The sequence below is a fragment of the Pseudomonas koreensis genome (genome assembly GCF_036668835.1).
Taxonomy (GTDB): domain Bacteria; phylum Pseudomonadota; class Gammaproteobacteria; order Pseudomonadales; family Pseudomonadaceae; genus Aquipseudomonas; species Aquipseudomonas koreensis_I.
Genome location: NZ_JAZEVW010000009.1, coordinates 21,862 through 40,548 on the forward strand (window position 1 = coordinate 21,862; position 18,687 = coordinate 40,548).

The following is an 18,687-nucleotide window of genomic DNA, read 5'->3' on the forward strand; positions in this document are numbered from 1 at the left end:
CGGACACACGCATAAAAAAGAGAGGCCGGGATGTACATCTATCGCTTGGTCCTGCTTTTAGTCGTGGGGATCTACCTGTTTTCCCCCGCCATCATGGATTGGTGGATCGACGCGACGGGCGCCTGGTATCGCCCTTATCTGCTCTGGCTGATCCTGATTGTCGTGACCTTCATCCTGCAGAGCCAAAAAGATGCCGATGAGCTTTAGCCTGACCCAGATGATCCTGGTCAGCGCCGCGTACCTGGCGGCGCTGTTTGGCGTTGCCTGGGTCAGCGAACGGGGCATGATCCCGCGCGCGATCATCCGGCACCCGCTGACCTACACCTTGTCGCTGGGGGTTTATGCCAGTGCCTGGGCGTTCTACGGCACGGTCGGCCTTGCCTATCAATATGGTTATGGATTTCTCTCGAGTTATCTCGGCGTGTCCGGCGCGTTCCTGCTGGCGCCGGTGCTGCTTTATCCGATCCTGAAAATCACCCGCACCTATCAACTGTCGTCGCTGGCGGACCTGTTCGCGTTTCGTTTTCGCAGCACCTGGGCCGGCGCGCTGACCACGATTTTCATGCTGATCGGCGTACTGCCGCTGCTGGCCTTGCAGATTCAGGCCGTGGCCGATTCGATCGGCATCCTCACCGGTGAGCCGATCCAGAGCCGCGTCGCCCTGGCATTTTGCGCGCTGATCATTCTGTTCACGATTTTCTTCGGCTCGCGCCACATCGCTACTCGCGAAAAACACGAAGGGCTGGTGTTTGCGATTGCCTTTGAGTCGGTGATCAAACTGGTCGCCCTCGGCGGCGTCGGCCTGTATGCGCTGTACGGTGTGTTCGATGGCCCGCAACAGCTTGAACTGTGGCTATTGCAAAACCAGACCGCCCTCGCTGCGTTGCATACGCCGTTGCAGGAAGGGCCGTGGCGCACGCTGCTGCTGGTGTTCTTCGCTTCGGCGATTGTGATGCCGCACATGTACCACATGACCTTTACCGAAAACCTCAACCCGCGCTCGCTGGTCAGCGCCAGTTGGGGTTTGCCGCTGTTTTTGCTGCTGATGAGCCTAGCGGTGCCGCTGATTCTCTGGGCCGGACTGAAACTCGGCGCCACGACCAACCCGGAATATTTCACCCTTGGCATCGGCATCGCCGCCAACAGCAAGCCGCTGGCGTTGCTGGCTTACGTCGGCGGACTGTCGGCGGCCAGCGGGCTGATCATCGTCACCACGCTGGCGCTGTCGGGCATGGCACTGAACCATCTGGTGCTGCCGCTTTATCAGCCACCGGCCGAAGGCAATATCTATCGCTGGCTGAAGTGGACGCGTCGGGCCCTGATCGTCGCGATCATCATGGCCGGTTTCGGCTTTTACCTGATGCTCGGCGCCGAGCAGGATCTGGCCAACCTCGGCATCGTCGCGTTTGTCGCTACCCTGCAGTTTTTGCCGGGAGTGCTGTCGGTGCTGTACTGGCCGACCGCCAATCGTCGCGGGTTTATCGCCGGTCTGCTGGCGGGGATACTGGTCTGGGTGGTGGCCATGCTGTTGCCGCTGGTCGGCAATCTGCAGGGTTTCTACATTCCACTGTTGAACATGATCTACGTGCTCGACGACACCAGTTGGCACATGGCAGCCATCGCCTCGCTGGCCGCCAACGTGTTGATGTTCACCCTGATTTCACTGTTCACCAACGCCAGCCCTGAAGAAGCCAGCGCCGCTGAAGCCTGCGCAGTGGATAACGTGCGTCGACCACAACGCCGCGAATTACACGCTGCCTCTCCACAGGAATTCGCCACGCAACTGGCGAAACCGCTGGGTGCCAAGGCTGCGCAGAAAGAAGTCGAGCAAGCGCTGCGTGACCTGTATCTGCCATTCGACGAGCGGCGCCCCTACGCCTTGCGCCGTTTGCGCGACCGCATCGAGGCCAACCTGTCCGGGCTGATGGGCCCGAGCGTCGCCCAGGACATGGTCGAAACCTTCCTGCCGTACAAGGCCGGCGGCGAAAACTACGTCACCGAAGACATTCATTTCATCGAAAGTCGCCTTGAGGATTACCACTCGCGCCTCACCGGGCTTGCCGCCGAACTCGATGCGCTGCGCCGCTACCACCGCCAGACCCTGCAGGAACTGCCGATGGGCGTCTGCTCGCTGGCCAAGGATCAGGAGATCCTGATGTGGAACAAGGCCATGGAAGAACTCACCGGGATCGCCGCGCAGCGTGTTGTCGGCTCGCGCTTGAGTACCATTGGCGAGCCGTGGAAAGATCTGTTGCAGGGCTTCATCAATCTGCCCGACGAGCATTTGCATAAACAGCATCTGGCCCTCGATGGCCAGACCCGCTGGCTGAACCTGCACAAGGCGGCGATCGATGAGCCGCTGGCGCCCGGCAACAGTGGCCTGGTGTTGTTGGTGGAGGATCTGACCGAAACGCAGATGCTCGAAGACAAACTGGTGCACTCCGAACGTCTGGCCAGCATCGGGCGGCTGGCGGCGGGCGTGGCCCACGAAATCGGCAATCCGATCACCGGCATCGCCTGTCTGGCGCAGAATCTGCGCGAAGAACGCGAGGACGACGGCGAACTGACGGAAATCAGCGGCCAGATTCTCGAACAGACCAAACGCGTCTCGCGCATCGTTCAGTCGCTGATGAGTTTCGCCCATGCCGGCAGCCACCAGCACAGTGACGAGCCGGTTTGTCTGGCCGAAGTGGCGCAGGATGCGATCGGTCTGCTGGCGCTGAACCGCCGCAATTTCGAAGTGCAGTTCTATAACCTGTGCGACCCCGAGCACTGGGTCGAGGGCGATCCGCAGCGACTCGCTCAGGTCTTGATCAACCTGCTCTCCAACGCCCGCGACGCCTCGCCGCCGCACAGTGCGGTACGGGTCAAGAGCGAAGCCGGCGAACACACCGTCGATCTGATCGTCGAAGACGAAGGCAGCGGTATTCCGAAGAACATCATGGACCGATTGTTCGAACCTTTTTTCACCACCAAGGATCCTGGCGAAGGCACCGGTCTGGGCCTTGCACTGGTCTATTCCATCGTTGAAGAGCATTATGGACAAATCACCATCGACAGCCCGGCTGATGTCACCAGCCAGCGCGGCACCCGTATCCGGGTGACATTGCCGCGTCATGTCGAAGCGACGTCCGCTGTGAACTGAGACCGTCGAGAGTATCGAATCAATGCCGCACATTTTGATCGTCGAAGACGAAACAATTATCCGCTCCGCCTTGCGCCGCCTGCTGGAACGCAACCAGTATCAGGTCAGCGAAGCCGGTTCAGTGCAGGAAGCACAAGAACGCTTCACCATTCCTACGTTCGATCTGATCGTCAGCGATCTGCGCCTGCCCGGTGCGCCGGGTACCGAGCTGATCAAGCTCGGCCAGGGCACGCCGGTGCTGATCATGACCAGCTACGCCAGCCTGCGCTCGGCGGTCGACTCGATGAAAATGGGCGCGGTCGATTACATCGCCAAGCCTTTTGACCACGATGAAATGCTCCAGGCCGTGGCGCGCATCCTGCGCGATCGTCAGTCGGCACCGGCTGCTGCTGAAACTGCCTCGAGCAAGCCTGCCACTGGCAACGGCAAAGCCTCTGTGGATAACAGCAACGGTGAAATCGGCATTATCGGCTCGTGCCCGCCGATGCAGGATCTGTACAGCAAGATCCGCAAAGTCGCGCCGACCGACTCCAATGTGCTGATCCAGGGCGAGTCCGGTACCGGCAAGGAATTGGTCGCCCGCGCCCTGCACAACCTGTCGAAGCGCGCCAAGGCGCCGATGATCTCGGTGAACTGCGCGGCCATTCCGGAAAGCCTGATCGAGTCCGAACTGTTCGGCCACGAGAAAGGCGCGTTCACCGGCGCCAGCGCCGGGCGTGCCGGCCTGGTCGAAGCGGCGGACGGCGGCACGCTGTTCCTCGACGAGATCGGCGAACTGCCGCTGGAAGCCCAGGCGCGCCTGCTGCGTGTATTGCAGGAAGGCGAAATTCGCCGGGTCGGTTCGGTGCAGTCGCAGAAAGTCGATGTGCGTCTGATCGCCGCGACCCACCGCGATCTCAAGAGTCTGGCGAAAATCGGCCAGTTCCGCGAAGACCTTTATTACCGTCTGCACGTGATTGCCCTGAAACTGCCGGCCCTGCGTGAGCGTGGCGCCGACGTCAACGAAATCGCCAATGCCTTCCTCGCCCGCCAGAGCGCGCGCATCAACCGTACCGACCTGAAGTTTGCCGCCGATGCCGAACAGGCCATCCGGCATTATTCCTGGCCGGGTAACGTGCGCGAGCTGGAGAACGCCGTCGAGCGCGCGGTGATTCTCAGTGAAAGCCCGGAGATCTCGGCCGACCTGCTGGGCATCGATATCGAGCTGAGCGATCTGGAAGACGACGAGTTCATCGGCCTGCCGCCGCAAACCGGCGGTAGCGCCAGCAACAGCAGCCATGAGCCGACCGAGGATCTGTCACTGGAAGACTACTTCCAGCACTTCGTCCTCGAGCATCAGGACCACATGACCGAGACCGAACTGGCGCGCAAACTGGGCGTGAGTCGCAAGTGCTTGTGGGAACGCCGTCAGCGACTGGGCATTCCACGGCGCAAAACCGGGGTGGCGAGCGAAAGCTGAACGTTACCTGTCGCGCGCGCGGGTAACGCATGACATTGTGAAAAAACTGTTACCGCAGTCGAATCACGTAACAGAAGCCGGGGTTATCGGTAACGAAACCCCGGCTTTTTTTCGCCCCTGCAAAACGGCCATATCGAGCTAACCCCTTGTTTTACTGGGTTTCGCAAAAGTTGGCACGCACCCTGCTATATGTTTGGTACAAGAACAATAACAAGCAATGTACAAGACAATAAAAATAAGACGAATCGACTCACGCACAATAAAAACAAGACGGCGAGAGGCGCAGCTAACTGATTCTTTTGGAGAGGCGTTGTATTTGGGGCTTGCCCCACGACCAGGCCGAGAACAACAAAAACTGTCCTAAGACAGAGCCTGTACTGGTTGGATCGACAGATCACTGCAATTCAGCGACCAAAGCAATCCGTTTGCTCTTGGCTCCCGATTGGGAGGGTCACGAAGGAAACACTTCGTGGCGAGGGCACTCAACAAAAACAAGAAGCCCGAATCAATAATAAAAAGAGCACGCAACTACTTCTTGGGGAGCTTCGGCTCCCCTTGTAGTTTCTCCCCCGCTGAAATCCCCCTGCTTTCCCTCGCCCGACCCTTGCAGCTTGCGGCTTACAGCTCATATCTGCGGTGTCCTACACCATCCCTCGACTAAATGCTAGAATCTGCGCCCATCATGCGGTCATTCTTTGGTATGGCCGAACATTCCTTCAAACAGTGCATCCCATGCTGAAGAAGCTGTTCCAGTCATTCCGAACTCCCGTGCGTCGTACGCAACACATCCGCAGCACCCCTGAAGTGCTCTACAGCGGTCAACACTCGCTGCAGAAAACGCAATTCAGCCGCTATGCGGTGAATATCGTCGAACGCCTGCAAGGTGCCGGTTACCAGGCTTATCTGGTCGGCGGTTGCGTGCGCGACATGCTGCTGGGCATCACGCCCAAGGATTTCGACGTCGCCACCAGCGCCACGCCCGAGCAAGTGCGTGCCGAATTCCGCAATGCGCGAATCATCGGCCGGCGTTTCAAGCTGGTACACATCCATTTCGGTCGCGAAATCATTGAAGTCGCGACCTTCCGCGCCAATCACCCGGTCAACGAAGACGACGAAGACAGCAACCAGTCTTCGCGCAACGAGAGCGGGCGGATTCTGCGTGACAACGTTTACGGCACCCTGGAAGAAGACGCGCAGCGCCGCGACTTTACTATCAATGCCCTGTATTACGATCCGGTCAGCGAACGCATCCTCGACTACGCCAACGGCGTACACGACATCCGTAATCACCTGATCCGTCTGATCGGTGACCCGAAGCAGCGTTACCAGGAAGACCCGGTGCGCATGCTGCGGGCGGTGCGCTTTGCCGCCAAGCTCAACTTCGGCATCGAAAAGCACACCGTGCAGCCGATCCGCGAGCTGGCGCCGATGCTGCGCGAGATTCCCTCGGCGCGGCTGTTCGAAGAAGTGCTCAAGTTGTTCCTGTCGGGCCACGGCGCCATCACCTTCGAAATGCTCGTCGATCTGCAACTGTTCGCCCCGCTGTTCCCGGCCAGTGCCGACGCGCTGGAATACAACCCGGAATACACCCACACGCTGATCAGCGAAGCCCTGACCAACACCGACCTGCGCATCAAGCAGAACAAACCGGTAACCCCGGCGTTCCTGTTTGCCGCCCTGCTCTGGCCGGCGCTGCCGGCGCGCGTGTTGCGCTTGCAGGAACGCGGCATGCCGCCGATCCCGGCGATGCAGGAAGCCGCCCACGAGCTGATCGCCGAGCAGTGCCAGCGCATCGCGATTCCGAAACGCTTCACCATGCCGATCCGCGAAATCTGGGACATGCAGGAACGCCTGCCACGGCGCAGCGGCAAACGCGCCGACCTGCTGCTGGACAACCCGCGTTTCCGTGCCGGTTACGACTTCCTGCTGCTGCGTGAAAGCGCTGGCGAGGAAACCGACGGCCTCGGCGAATGGTGGACCGACTATCAGGACGCCAACGACAGCGAACGTCGCGACATGATCCGTGACCTCGGCGGCAAGGGTGACGACGCCAGTGGCGCACCACGCAAGCGTCGCCGCAGCAGCGGCGCCAAACGCAAACGCGCCGGTGCACCGAGCGCTACAGGCGAGTAAAGGCATGGAACGCATTTACATCGGCATGGGCAGCAATCTGGCTGACCCGGCCGAACAGTTGCGCAACGCCATCGCGGCGCTGGGGCAATTGCCGCACACTCGTCTGGTCGGCGTTTCTGCCTTCTATCAAAGCGACTCGCTGCTGCCGGGCCAACCGCGTTACACCAACGCGGTCGCCGCGCTCGACACCGATCTCGCGCCGCTGACGCTCCTTGATGCCTTGCAGGCAATCGAGAACGATCAGGGCCGCGAACGCCAGGAACGCTGGGGCCCGCGAACGCTGGATCTGGATATCCTGTTGTTTGGCGATCGCCTGATCGACGAGACACGATTGAAGGTCCCGCATTATCAGATACAGGAACGTGCGTTCGTGCTGTATCCGCTGGCTGAACTGGCACCGCAGGATCTGGGCTTGGCCGATGGCCGCACGCTGACAGACCTGCTGGCGGCCTGCCCGTTCGTCGGTCTGGAACGTCTCCCGACAAATTGATTGCAATCCCCTGTGGGAGCGAGCCTGCTCGCGAAAGCGGTGTGTCATTCAACACTATGTTGACTGATCCGCCGCCTTCGCGAGCAGGCTCGCTCCCACATTGTTTTATTCAACATCCAGGATTTTGTCGGACAAAAAACTCGCGAATCAGCCCCGCCGCGCCGCTGAATCGCATCAGTAACGCCGGTAACACCGCGTGCGTAACAATGCGGTAACACACGCAATTGACTTCCGCTTGGCTCCTCACGACTATAGGCGTCCCGCTGCCGCCAACCCGGCACATACGGGCGCAATCCAGGCCTTATAAGCACGACAAAAAGAGCGTGCGCCTGAGTAGATGACGAATCACGCGCGTTACTCGCAGTAGTTTCCAGAGCGCCTGAACGAGGATTTTTTACATGCCAGCCATTACCCTGACCACGCTCCAGAGCCTCAAGCAGAAAGGTGAAAAGATCACCATGCTGACCTGCTATGACGCGACCTTCGCCCACGCCTGCAACCAGGCCGGTGTCGAAGTGCTGCTGGTGGGCGACTCCCTCGGCATGGTCCTGCAAGGTCACGACAGTACTTTGCCGGTGACCACCGCAGAAATGGCCTATCACACCGCCTGCGTCAAACGCGGCAACGGCGACGCGCTGATTCTGGCCGACCTGCCGTTCATGGCCAATGCCACCCTCGAACAGACCCTGAGCAACAGCGCCATGCTGATGCAGGCCGGTGCGCACATGGTCAAGGTCGAAGGCGCGTTGTGGCTGGCCGAGTCGATTCGCCTGCTCGCCGAACGCGGTGTGCCGGTCTGTGCGCACATGGGGCTGACCCCGCAAGCCGTCAACATTCTCGGTGGCTATAAAGTGCAGGGCCGCAACGAGAACCAGGCGCGGCAGATGCGCGCCGATGCGATCTCGCTGGAACAGGCCGGTGCAGCGATGCTGCTGCTCGAATGCGTGCCCAGCGAACTGGCCGCGGAGATCAGCCAGGCGGTGAAGATCCCGGTCATTGGTATCGGTGCCGGTAACGCCACTGATGGTCAGGTCCTGGTGCTGCACGACATGCTCGGCCTGTCGATCACCGGTCGCGTGCCGAAATTCGTCAAGAACTTTATGCACGGCCAGGACAGCATCCAGTCCGCGCTGAAGGCTTACGTCAACGAAGTCAAAGCCAGCACGTTCCCAGGCATCGAACACGGATTCTCCGCATGAACACCGTCAAAACCGTACGCGAACTGCGCGCTGCCGTCGCCCGCGCGCGCAGCGAAGGCAAGCGCATCGGCTTCGTGCCGACCATGGGCAACCTGCACAGCGGCCACGTCGCGCTGGTGACCAAAGCCACGCAACGGGTGGATTTTGTCGTCGCGAGCATTTTCGTCAACCCGCTGCAGTTCGGCGCCGGCGAAGACCTCGACAAATACCCGCGCACGCTGGCGGCCGATCAGGAAAAACTGCTCGAGGCTGGATGTTCGCTGCTGTTCGCCCCGACCGTCGAGGAAATGTACCCCGACGGCATGGCCGGGCAGACCCGCGTCAGCGTCCCGCAATTGTCCGAAGGCCTGTGTGGTGCCAGCCGTCCCGGGCACTTCGAGGGCGTTGCGACCGTGGTCAGCAAACTGTTCAACATGGTCCAGCCGGACTTGGCGATTTTCGGCCAAAAGGATTACCAGCAATTGGCGGTGATCCGCGCACTGGTGCATGACCTGAACATGCCGATCCAGATTATCGGCGAGCCGACCGTACGTGCCGCCGATGGCCTGGCACTGTCCTCGCGCAACGGCTTTTTGACTGACGAGCAACGTGCGGTGGCTCCGGCCGTGTATCGCTCGCTGAGCAGCATTGCCGAATCGATCAAGCAAGGTCAACGGGATTTCCCGGCGCTGATCAGCGCGCAGTTGCAAGCACTTGAAGCGGCCGGCCTGCGCCCGGATTATCTGGAGATCCGCCACGGTCTGACGCTGCGCCCGGCGACGGCTGAGGATCGTGACCTGGTGATTCTGGTGGCGGCATTTCTCGGCACCACGCGGTTGATCGATAACCTGCATTTGAGTCTCGACACCCCCGCTTAAGCCTCACCGATAACCTGTGGGAGTGAGCTTGCTCACGAATGCAATCTGTCAGCTGACGTAAATATCGACTGACATGACGCCTTCGCGAGCAAGCTCGCTCCCACAGGTTTTTTGTGTCTTCAACGAATGCATTCCAGCTGTATTGCCGCCTTAAAAGCCTTCGGGCACACTGCCCGCCGTTCGATTCCAACCCGGGAAATCCCAATGCACGCGATCATGCTCAAGGCCAAACTGCACCGCGCCGAGGTCACCCATGCGGTGCTCGATTACGAAGGTTCGTGCGCCATCGATGGTGAATGGCTGGACCTGTCCGGCATTCGTGAATACGAGCAGATCCAGATTTACAACGTCGACAACGGCGAGCGTTTCACCACTTACGCAATTCGTGGCGAAGAAGGCTCGCGGATGATCTCGGTCAACGGCGCTGCGGCGCACAAGGCCAGCGTCGGTCATCGCGTAATCATCTGCGCTTACGCCCATTACAGCGAAGCAGAGCTGGTCAACTTCAAGCCACGCATGCTCTATATGGCGCCGGGCAACGAGCTGAGCCACACCAGCAACGCCATCCCCGTTCAGCTCGCCTGAACCGTCGCAACGCCAGCTCCCCCTCCGTTTGTCGGCCAAATCCTTGTTCGGATGTTAAAAAAGTACAGGGATCTGGTCAGACAAAGTCAAGACAGATCGCAGCGCGAGGTTTACTGTATTCGCCCTGTGTCCGCAAACCGTGTCGATGCAGTCGATCCCGCGCCTCACCAGCGGCGTGCCGGGTCTGTTCAGTGTTCAAAAGGCCGTTCAAGTAAAAAGGAAAACCGCAGCGATGGCGTACTACCGCACTCCTCATGACGTTACCGCTCTGCCTGCCTGGCAAGCGTTGAAAGACCACCGCCAAGCCATGCAGGATTTCAGCATGCGCGAAGCCTTCAACGCCGATCCGCAGCGCTTCAATCAGTTCACTCTCAGCAGCTGCGGGCTGTTTCTCGATTATTCGAAGAATTTGATCAACGCCGAGACCCGCAATCTGCTGGTGGGTCTGGCCAATGAGGTCGACCTCAAGGGCGCGATCAAAGCGCTGTTCGACGGCGAAATCGTCAACGCTTCCGAAGGCCGCCCAGCGCTGCATACCGCCTTGCGTCGTCCGGTTGGCGACAAGCTCTCGGTCAATGGCGTCAACGTGATGCCGGACGTCCACAAAGTGCTCAACCAGATCACCGATCTGGTCGGCCGCATCCATGACGGTCTTTGGCGCGGTTACACCGAGAAGCCGATCACCGACGTGGTCAACATCGGCATCGGCGGTTCATTCCTCGGCCCGGAGCTGGTCTCCGAAGCGCTGCTGTCGTATGCGCAGAAAGGCGTGCGCTGCCACTATCTGGCGAACATCGACGGCAGTGAGTTCCACGAGCTGACGCAAAAGCTGCGCGCCGAGACCACGCTGTTCATCGTGTCGTCGAAATCCTTCAATACTCTCGAAACCCTCAAGAACGCCCAGGCCGCACGCGCCTGGTACCTGGCGCAGGGCGGTTCGGAAGCCGAGCTGTATCGCCACTTCATCGCCGTTTCGAGCAACAACGCTGCTGCGGTGGCATTTGGCATCCGCGAAGAAAACATCTTCCCGATGTGGGACTGGGTCGGCGGCCGTTACTCGCTGTGGTCGGCGATTGGTTTGCCTATCGCCCTCGCAATCGGTATGTCCAATTTCAAGGAACTGTTGTCCGGTGCCTACACCATGGACCAGCATTTCCAGACCGCCCCGTTCGAACAGAACATGCCGGTGCTGCTGGCCCTGCTTGGTGTGTGGTACGGAAACTTCTGGGGTGCGCAAAGCCACGCGATCCTGCCGTACGACCACTACCTGCGCAACATCACCAAGCACTTGCAACAGCTGGACATGGAATCCAACGGCAAGAGCGTGCGCCAGGACGGCACCTCGGTATCGACCGATACCGGCCCGGTGATCTGGGGCGGCGTCGGCTGCAACGGGCAGCACGCCTATCACCAGTTGCTGCACCAGGGCACCCAGTTGATCCCGGCCGACTTCATCGTGCCGATCGTCAGCTTCAACCCGGTCGCCGATCACCACCAGTGGCTGTACGCCAACTGCTTGTCGCAGAGCCAGGCGCTGATGCTCGGCAAAACCCAGCCGGAAGCCGAAGCCGAACTGCGCGACAAAGGTATGAGCGAAGAAGAAGTGCGCAAGCTCGCACCGCACAAGGTGATTCCGGGCAACCGTCCGAGCAACACGCTGGTGGTTGAACGCATCAGCCCGCGCCGCCTCGGCGCGCTGGTCGCGATGTATGAACACAAGGTGTTCGTGCAAAGCGTGGTCTGGGGTATCAACGCCTTCGACCAGTGGGGCGTGGAACTGGGCAAGGAACTGGGCAAAGGTGTCTACAACCGTTTGGTCGGCAGCGACGAAACCGTTGCTGACGATGCCTCGACTCAAGGCCTGATCAACTACTTCCGTGGTCGTCACCGCGGTTGATTTAAGCCCTCAGGCAAGCGCTGTTCCCTGTGGGAGCGAGCCTGCTCGCGAAAGCGGTTTTCATTCAACATCTTTGTTGACTGACACGCCGCCTTCGCGAGCGGGCTCGCTCCCACAGTTGTTTTGTCGATGACTTGAACCTCCGGGTCTCTCGGCGCATCTTTATCCTTGTCGCACCACAAGAATAAGGAACCGTCATGTTCGATATCAGTACGTTCCCCAAAGCCGATGCCGTGCGCCGGGCTGCTCAGTTGAGTCAGGACGATTATCGGCGTCTGTACCGCGAATCCATTGAACACCCCGACACTTTCTGGGCCGAACAGGCCACGCGCTTCCTCGACTGGAGCACGCCGTGGCAGACCGTGCAGCACTACGATCTGCAAACCGGTGAAGCCGCCTGGTTTGCCGGCGGCCAACTGAATGTCAGCTACAACTGCATCGACCGCCACCTCGCACAACGCGGTGAACAGACCGCGCTGCTCTGGGAAGGCGACGACCCTGCAGAATCGGCGCTGATCACCTATAAAAAACTTCATCACCACGTCTGCCGACTGGCCAATGTGCTGAAAAGCCGTGGCGTGAAGAAAGGCGACCGGGTGTGCATCTACATGCCGATGATTCCGGAAGCGGCCTACGCCATGCTCGCTTGCGCACGGATCGGTGCCATCCATTCGGTGGTGTTTGGCGGTTTCTCCCCCGACTCTTTACGCGACCGTATTCTCGATGCTGATTGCCGCACGGTGATCACCGCCGATGAAGGCGTGCGCGGCGGCAAGTTCGTGCCGCTGAAACACAATGTCGACAAAGCCCTGCAGAGTTGCCCTGACGTCAGCACCGTGGTCGTGGTCGAGCGCACTCAGGGTGAGGTCGATTGGACCGAGGGCCGCGACCTCTGGTATCACCAGGCCGTGCGCGAGGTCAGCGACGACTGCCCAGCGGAACCGATGGACGCCGAAGACCCGCTGTTCATCCTCTACACCTCCGGCAGCACCGGCAAACCCAAGGGCGTGCTGCACACCACCGGCGGCTATCTGCTGCAAGCGGCGATGACCTTCAAATACGTGCTCGACTACCGTGACGGCGAAGTGTTCTGGTGCACCGCCGACGTCGGCTGGGTCACTGGTCACAGTTACATTGTCTACGGCCCGCTGGCCAACGGCGCGACCACGCTGATGTTCGAAGGCGTGCCGAGTTACCCGAGCAGTTCGCGATTCTGGCAGGTCATCGATAAACACCAGGTCAACATTTTCTATACCGCGCCGACCGCACTGCGCGCGTTGATGCGCGAAGGTGCCGGGCCATTGAAGGAAACTTCGCGGCAGAGCCTCAGATTACTCGGCAGCGTCGGTGAGCCGATCAACCCGGAAGCGTGGGAGTGGTATTTCAATGTCGTCGGCGAACAGCGATGCCCGATCGTCGACACCTGGTGGCAGACCGAAACCGGCGGCATCATGCTCAGCCCACTGGTCAGCGCCCAGCGCATCAAACCGGGTTGCGCCACGCAGCCGATGTTCGGTGTGCAGCCGGTGTTGCTCGATGAACACGGCAAGGAAATCCAAGGCGCCGGCAGCGGCGTGCTGGCGATCAAGTCCAGTTGGCCGGCGCAGATCCGCAGCGTTTATGGCGACCCGCAACGCATGGTCGACACCTACTTCAAGCCCTACCCCGGCTATTACTTCAGCGGCGACGGCGCGCGCCGCGATGAAGATGGCGACTACTGGATCACCGGGCGCATTGACGACGTGATCAACGTTTCCGGGCATCGCATCGGCACCGCCGAAATCGAAAGCGCACTGGTACTGCACGACAGCATCGCCGAAGCGGCGGTGGTTGGTTACCCGCACGACGTCAAAGGCCAGGGCATCTATGCCTTTGTCACGCCCATGGACGGCACCGAAGCGAACGACAATCTGAAAAATGATTTGCTGGCGCACGTCAGCAAGGAAATCGGCAGCTTCGCCAAACCGGACCTGATCCAGTGGGCGCCAGCCCTGCCGAAGACCCGCTCGGGCAAGATCATGCGGCGGATTTTGCGCAAGATCGCCTGCAATGAGCTCGACAGCCTGGGTGACACCTCGACACTGGCTGACCCGGGTGTGGTGCAGACACTGGTCGATAAACGGCTCAACAACTGAAAGCTGCAAGTTCCGAGCTGCAAGCTGCAAGCTCACGCGGTCCGCATTGACTTGCAGCTTGCAGCTCGCCGCTTGAAGCTCCCAACTGATAGACTTCGCGTTTTTTCAGCAAGGCGCCCGCATGTCTTCCTTGAATCAGGCGCTGCGCGCCGCCCTCGATCAACGCCAGGACCTGCTCGCTGAGCTGCACAGCCAGGGCACCGATTGCTATCGCCTGTTCCACGGCAGCCAGGAAGGCGCCGGCGGGCTGACCATTGACCGCTACGGCCTGCAACTGCTGGTGCAGAGTTTCCACCAGACGCTGGAGCGCGACGACCTGTTGCAACTGCACGTCATGGTCAACCAGACGCTGGGCTTTGAATCCCTGCTGGTCTACAACGACCGTTCCCGAGGCAATTCGCGCATCGATCGCGAAGACAATGTCTATAAAGCCGACGAAGCCGCGCTGGCGGATCTGGTTGGTCACGAATGGGGCCTCAACTATCGCGTACGCGGGCGCCATGCCGGGCAGGATCCGCTGCTGTTTCTCGATCTGCGCAACACCCGCGGCTGGGTCAAGGATCACGCCCAAGGCAAATCCGTGCTCAACCTGTTCGCCTATACCTGCGGCGTGGGATTGAGCGCTGCGGCTGGCGGCGCGAGTGAGGTGTGCAACCTGGATTTCGCTGAAGGCAATCTGGCGGTCGGTCGCGAAAACGGCCTGCTCAACCCGCAGCTGCCTGAAATGCAATTCATCCAGTCCGATTATTTCCCGGCGATTCGCCAACTCGCCGGCCTGCCGATCAGCCAGCGGCGCGGGCAAAAACTGCCGAGCTATCAGCGTCTCGAACAACGCCAATACGATCTGGTGCTGCTCGACCCTCCGGCCTGGGCGAGAAGCGCGTTTGGCACTGTCGACCTGCTGCGCGACTATCAAAGCCTGCTCAAACCCGCCCTGCTGACTACCGCCGACAACGGCGTGCTGATCTGCTGCAACAACCTGGCGAAGGTCAGCATGGACGACTGGCGCGAACAGGTTTTGCGCTGTGCAGAAAAGGCCGGGCGCCCGGTGCGCGAGTGGAGCGTGATGACCCCGGCCGCCGATTTCCCCTCGATGGATCGGCAACCGCCGTTGAAGACGCTGATCTTGCAGCTCTGACGCCTTTTCCAGACAAGCCCCCTCCCCTGTAGGAAGATTTCTTTCCTACAGAAATTTCTGAACAATCCTGCCCCACATCAAGCGCTTCGGAACCAGATTCGCGTGCCATACTCCAAGGCACTCCGATTCAGACAGATGAAGCCGCACATGCCCAAAGGATTGATTCGCGCGATTGGCGCCTTGCTAACTGCTCTGGCACTTTACAGCCTGCTGGGGTTTCTGATTTTGCCGGGCATTGCGCTGCGGGTAGCCAATCAGCAACTGGCCAATTACGCGACCGTACCTGCGCATATCCAGCGTATCGAGCTCAACCCGTTCAGCCTTGAAGTCACACTATGGGGGCTGGTCATCGGCGAGCCGGGCAAGGAGCAGGTCGGCTTCGAACGTCTGTACGCCGACCTGCAGATCGACAGCCTGTGGAGCAAAGCCCTGCATCTGTCGAGCATCGAGCTGGACAAGCCAAAGACCGAGATCCTCTTCGCCAAGGACGGCAAGCTTAACCTGCTCGGCCTGTTCAATGTGCCGGCCAGCGAACCGACGCCCGCCGACCCCGACGCCAAGCCGTTCCCGCTGCGTATCGATAACATCAAACTGGCCAGCGGCGTGGTGCACTTTCAGGATGTGCGCCCGAGCGAGCCGATCGAATTTCTCTACGACGACCTCAGTTTCGAGCTGAAAAACCTCAGTACCCTGCCCGAGGACAGCGCCGACATGACCCTCGTCGCCATCGGCCCCGCTGGCGGGCGGATCGACTGGAGCGGTAATTTCAGCCTGATCCCGTTCACTTCCGAAGGCACCTTGAAAGTCACCGACGGCCAGATGAAAGCTTTCTGGCCCTATGTGCGCGACGCGGTGCCGCTGGTTCTGGAAAACGGCGTGGTCAGCCTCAGCACCGACTACAAACTCAACCTGTCGAAACAAACCGAACTGCTGCTCAACAACGTCGCGGTAAGCATCGCACCGTTCGCCATCAAGGCTCCAGACGGCCGACCGCTGGCCAGGCTTGAACGTCTCGATGTCAGCGAAACCAGCGTCGACCTCGCCAAACAGCAGGTCGTAGTCGGCAAGATCCGTAGCCAGAAACTCGAAACCTGGGCTGCACTTGAAACTGACAAGCAACTGGACTGGCAGAAACTGTTTGCCAGCCAACCGTCGAAACCGGCAGCGAAAGCGGCTGCAGAACCGGCCAACACTCCGGCCGCGGCCGATTCACCGAAGCCTGAACCAGCCGCGCCAAGCAAGCCATGGCAAGTGCTGCTCAAGGATGTGCAGTTGCGCAACTACACCGTGCACCTCGCCGATCGCTCGGTGCAACCGCCGGTGACGCTGGACCTGACGCCGCTGAACGTCGATCTGCAGGATTTCGACAGCCTCAACGGCTCGCCCTTCAAGCTCAAGCTCGACAGCGGCGTCGGCAAGCAAGGCAAGATTTTCGCCGACGGCACGCTCAACCTCGCCCCGGTCAACGCGCAACTCAACGTCAAGACCCAGGACATCGACCTGCGCGTCGCCCAGTCGTACATCAATCCGTTCATTCGCCTGGAACTGCGCAGCGGCATGCTCGGCAGCGATCTGAAGGTCAACCTCAAGAGCACCGAACCGCTGGCGCTCAGCGTGACCGGGCGCGCGCAGATCGATCAATTGCACACCCTCGACACCCTGAAAACCCGCGACTTCCTCAAGTGGCAGCAAGTGGTGGTCGAAGGCCTGAATTATCAGCACGGTGACAGCCTGTCGATCGACAGGGTCAACCTGTTCCAGCCTTACGCGCGGTTCATGATCAACGATGACCGCAGCACCAACATCGACGACCTGCTGATCCCGCAACCGGCCGACGGCGGCGCAAAAAGCACCGGCGCGAAACCGGCAAGCAATGAAAAACCCTTGGGCATTCACATCGGCGGCATCGCGATCAACGATGGCTCTGCCAATTTCGCCGACTTCAGCCTGACGCCGAACTTCGCCACCGCCGTGCAGCAACTCAACGGGCAGATCGGTACCATCGACAGCCGACAGGCGAAACCTGCCAGTGTCGATATCAAAGGCAAGGTCGACCGTTACGCACCGGTCACCATCAAAGGCGCCGTTAACCCGTTCGACCCGATGGCCAGCCTCGACATCGCCACCAGTTTCAAGCGCGTCGAGCTGACCACGCTGACGCCCTACTCCGGCAAGTTCGCCGGCTATCGAATCCGCAAGGGCCGGCTCAATCTCGATCTGCATTACCTGATCACCAAAGGCCAGCTCAAAGCCGAGAACAAAGTGGTGGTCGAGCAACTGCAGCTCGGTGAAAAGGTCGACAGCCCGGACGCGGTCAGCCTGCCTCTGAAACTGGCGATTGCCCTGCTCAAGGACGTCGACGGCAAGATCTCCATTGAACTGCCGGTCACCGGTGACTTGAACAACCCGCAGTTCAGCGTCATGCCGATTGTCTGGCAGACCCTGCGCAACCTGATCGTCAAAGCCGCCGCGGCGCCGTTCAAGATGATCGGCGGACTGGTCAGTGGTGGCGGCTCCGAAGATCTCGGCACCGTGTCCTTCGAACCGGGCTCCAGCGAGCTGAACAAAGATGCCGAAGCGGCACTGGTCAAGCTGTCTCAGGCGCTCAAGGAGCGCCCGGCACTGCGTCTGGAAATCGAAGGCACCGCGGCGAAAAGCAGCGATGGTCCGCTACTCGCCGAGCAGCGTCTGGAACGTGAATATCAGTACAACTACTACAAGATGCTCCAGCGCCGTGGCGATAAAGTCCCGGCCCAGGCTTCGCTGTTGCAAGTACCCGAGGGCGAAAAAGGCCCGCTGCTGGAGGGCATCTATCGCACCCGCCTGAAAACCCAGCCACCGGCCGAATGGAAGGATCTGGGCAAGGAAGAACGCACCGCGAAAATGCGCGAAGGCGTAATCAAGTTCTGGAGTGGCAGCGATGTGTTGCTGCGCCAGCTGGGCCAGGACCGCGCCAGCACCATCAAGGATTATCTGGTCGACAAGGGCAAGCTTGAGGACGATCGCGTGTATTTCATCGACGCCAATCTTGGCGAGGCCGAGAGCGATGGTCGGGTGGTGACGCAAATGCATCTGGATGCCGAGTGATGAATTCCAAATGGCTGGCCGCAGGGGTGCTGGCGTTTGCCGCCAGCCATGCCGCGGCGTCCGACACGCTGCGTTGCGGCAGCCAGTTGATCAGCCTTGGCGACCGCACCAGCGAAGTCCTGCAAAAGTGCGGCGAGCCGGTCAGCCGTGACGTGCTTGGCTACAAGCGCAGCGCCAACCGTCGTGAAGAGTTTCAGGTCGAGGAATGGACTTACGGCCCGAGCAACGGCATGTATCAATACCTGCGCTTCGAGGGCAACCGCTTGCGGCAGATCAACAGCAAACGCGGCCCCTGATCCAACACAAAAATAATGTGGGAGCGAGCCTGCTCGCGGATGCTTAATGTCAGTCGACGAATTTGTCTGCAGACAGACCGCATTCGCGAGCAGGCTCGCTCCCACATGGGTACTTCATCGATGCCCAAATAGAACAGGCCCCGACACAAGTGCCGGGGCCTGTAATGGTCACCTCCGTGTGACCGTTCGCATGAACTCTAAAGGTGCGGCAGACGTATGGCTCGGCCCGTCTGTCGCGTCTTCTCCCGGTCCAGGCGAGAAGCCTT

The 18,687-nt window shown here is 60.3% G+C and carries 13 protein-coding genes; all 13 read left to right on the forward strand.

Features of this window, described 5'->3' with window-relative positions:
• Window positions 1-30 precede the first annotated feature (30 nt).
• The gene (locus V6F91_RS22095; RefSeq protein ID WP_003176118.1) at window positions 31-207 is read left to right on the forward strand and encodes a hypothetical protein; all 177 of its coding nucleotides are present in this window, start codon (window positions 31-33) and stop codon (window positions 205-207) included.
• The gene (locus V6F91_RS22100; protein ID WP_332768169.1) at window positions 191-3,145 is read left to right on the forward strand and encodes a sensor histidine kinase; all 2,955 of its coding nucleotides are present in this window, start codon (window positions 191-193) and stop codon (window positions 3,143-3,145) included. The genes V6F91_RS22095 and V6F91_RS22100 overlap by 17 nt, the downstream gene beginning before the upstream one ends.
• A gap of 22 nt (window positions 3,146-3,167) precedes the next feature.
• Window positions 3,168-4,604, forward strand: a complete 1,437-nt coding sequence (locus V6F91_RS22105) for a sigma-54-dependent transcriptional regulator (RefSeq protein WP_090286344.1) — start codon at window positions 3,168-3,170, stop codon at window positions 4,602-4,604.
• A gap of 732 nt (window positions 4,605-5,336) precedes the next feature.
• A complete protein-coding gene (locus tag V6F91_RS22110) occupies window positions 5,337-6,737 on the forward strand; it encodes a polynucleotide adenylyltransferase PcnB (RefSeq protein ID WP_332768173.1) in 1,401 nt (466 codons plus the stop codon).
• 4 nt (window positions 6,738-6,741) lie between these two features.
• Window positions 6,742-7,227: a 2-amino-4-hydroxy-6-hydroxymethyldihydropteridine diphosphokinase gene (gene folK / locus V6F91_RS22115; protein WP_332768175.1), complete on the forward strand. Its 486-nt coding sequence runs from the start codon at window positions 6,742-6,744 to the stop codon at window positions 7,225-7,227.
• A gap of 398 nt (window positions 7,228-7,625) precedes the next feature.
• A complete protein-coding gene (gene panB, locus V6F91_RS22120; RefSeq protein WP_332768177.1) occupies window positions 7,626-8,426 on the forward strand; it encodes a 3-methyl-2-oxobutanoate hydroxymethyltransferase in 801 nt (266 codons plus the stop codon).
• Window positions 8,423-9,283, forward strand: coding sequence for a pantoate--beta-alanine ligase (gene panC, locus V6F91_RS22125; RefSeq protein WP_332768179.1), 861 nt, complete (start codon window positions 8,423-8,425; stop codon window positions 9,281-9,283). Before panB ends, panC begins: the two co-directional genes overlap by 4 nt.
• A 204-nt stretch (window positions 9,284-9,487) precedes the next feature.
• Complete coding sequence (panD, locus tag V6F91_RS22130; RefSeq protein WP_093098254.1) at window positions 9,488-9,868, forward strand: aspartate 1-decarboxylase; 381 nt, start codon at window positions 9,488-9,490, stop codon at window positions 9,866-9,868.
• 232 nt (window positions 9,869-10,100) lie between these two features.
• Complete coding sequence (gene pgi / locus V6F91_RS22135; RefSeq protein WP_332768182.1) at window positions 10,101-11,765, forward strand: glucose-6-phosphate isomerase; 1,665 nt, start codon at window positions 10,101-10,103, stop codon at window positions 11,763-11,765.
• Between the two features lie 197 nt (window positions 11,766-11,962).
• The gene (gene acs / locus V6F91_RS22140; RefSeq protein ID WP_332768184.1) at window positions 11,963-13,900 is read left to right on the forward strand and encodes an acetate--CoA ligase; all 1,938 of its coding nucleotides are present in this window, start codon (window positions 11,963-11,965) and stop codon (window positions 13,898-13,900) included.
• 121 nt (window positions 13,901-14,021) lie between these two features.
• Window positions 14,022-15,038, forward strand: a complete 1,017-nt coding sequence (locus V6F91_RS22145) for a class I SAM-dependent rRNA methyltransferase (protein ID WP_332768186.1) — start codon at window positions 14,022-14,024, stop codon at window positions 15,036-15,038.
• 135 nt (window positions 15,039-15,173) lie between these two features.
• A complete protein-coding gene (locus V6F91_RS22150; protein WP_332768188.1) occupies window positions 15,174-18,125 on the forward strand; it encodes a DUF748 domain-containing protein in 2,952 nt (983 codons plus the stop codon).
• A complete protein-coding gene (locus V6F91_RS22155; protein ID WP_332768190.1) occupies window positions 18,125-18,421 on the forward strand; it encodes a DUF2845 domain-containing protein in 297 nt (98 codons plus the stop codon). Before V6F91_RS22150 ends, V6F91_RS22155 begins: the two co-directional genes overlap by 1 nt.
• The last annotated feature ends 266 nt before the right edge of the window (window positions 18,422-18,687 follow it).

Coding starts and splice junctions, on each gene's coding strand:
- V6F91_RS22145 (WP_332768186.1), top strand. CDS start 14,022: ATGTCTTCCTTGAATCAGGCGCTGCGCGCCGCCCTCGATCAACGCCAG.
- panB (WP_332768177.1), top strand. CDS start 7,626: ATGCCAGCCATTACCCTGACCACGCTCCAGAGCCTCAAGCAGAAAGGT.
- V6F91_RS22150 (WP_332768188.1), top strand. CDS start 15,174: ATGAAGCCGCACATGCCCAAAGGATTGATTCGCGCGATTGGCGCCTTG.
- panC (WP_332768179.1), top strand. CDS start 8,423: ATGAACACCGTCAAAACCGTACGCGAACTGCGCGCTGCCGTCGCCCGC.
- V6F91_RS22110 (WP_332768173.1), top strand. CDS start 5,337: ATGCTGAAGAAGCTGTTCCAGTCATTCCGAACTCCCGTGCGTCGTACG.
- acs (WP_332768184.1), top strand. CDS start 11,963: ATGTTCGATATCAGTACGTTCCCCAAAGCCGATGCCGTGCGCCGGGCT.
- pgi (WP_332768182.1), top strand. CDS start 10,101: ATGGCGTACTACCGCACTCCTCATGACGTTACCGCTCTGCCTGCCTGG.
- folK (WP_332768175.1), top strand. CDS start 6,742: ATGGAACGCATTTACATCGGCATGGGCAGCAATCTGGCTGACCCGGCC.
- V6F91_RS22105 (WP_090286344.1), top strand. CDS start 3,168: ATGCCGCACATTTTGATCGTCGAAGACGAAACAATTATCCGCTCCGCC.
- V6F91_RS22100 (WP_332768169.1), top strand. CDS start 191: ATGCCGATGAGCTTTAGCCTGACCCAGATGATCCTGGTCAGCGCCGCG.
- V6F91_RS22155 (WP_332768190.1), top strand. CDS start 18,125: ATGAATTCCAAATGGCTGGCCGCAGGGGTGCTGGCGTTTGCCGCCAGC.
- panD (WP_093098254.1), top strand. CDS start 9,488: ATGCACGCGATCATGCTCAAGGCCAAACTGCACCGCGCCGAGGTCACC.
- V6F91_RS22095 (WP_003176118.1), top strand. CDS start 31: ATGTACATCTATCGCTTGGTCCTGCTTTTAGTCGTGGGGATCTACCTG.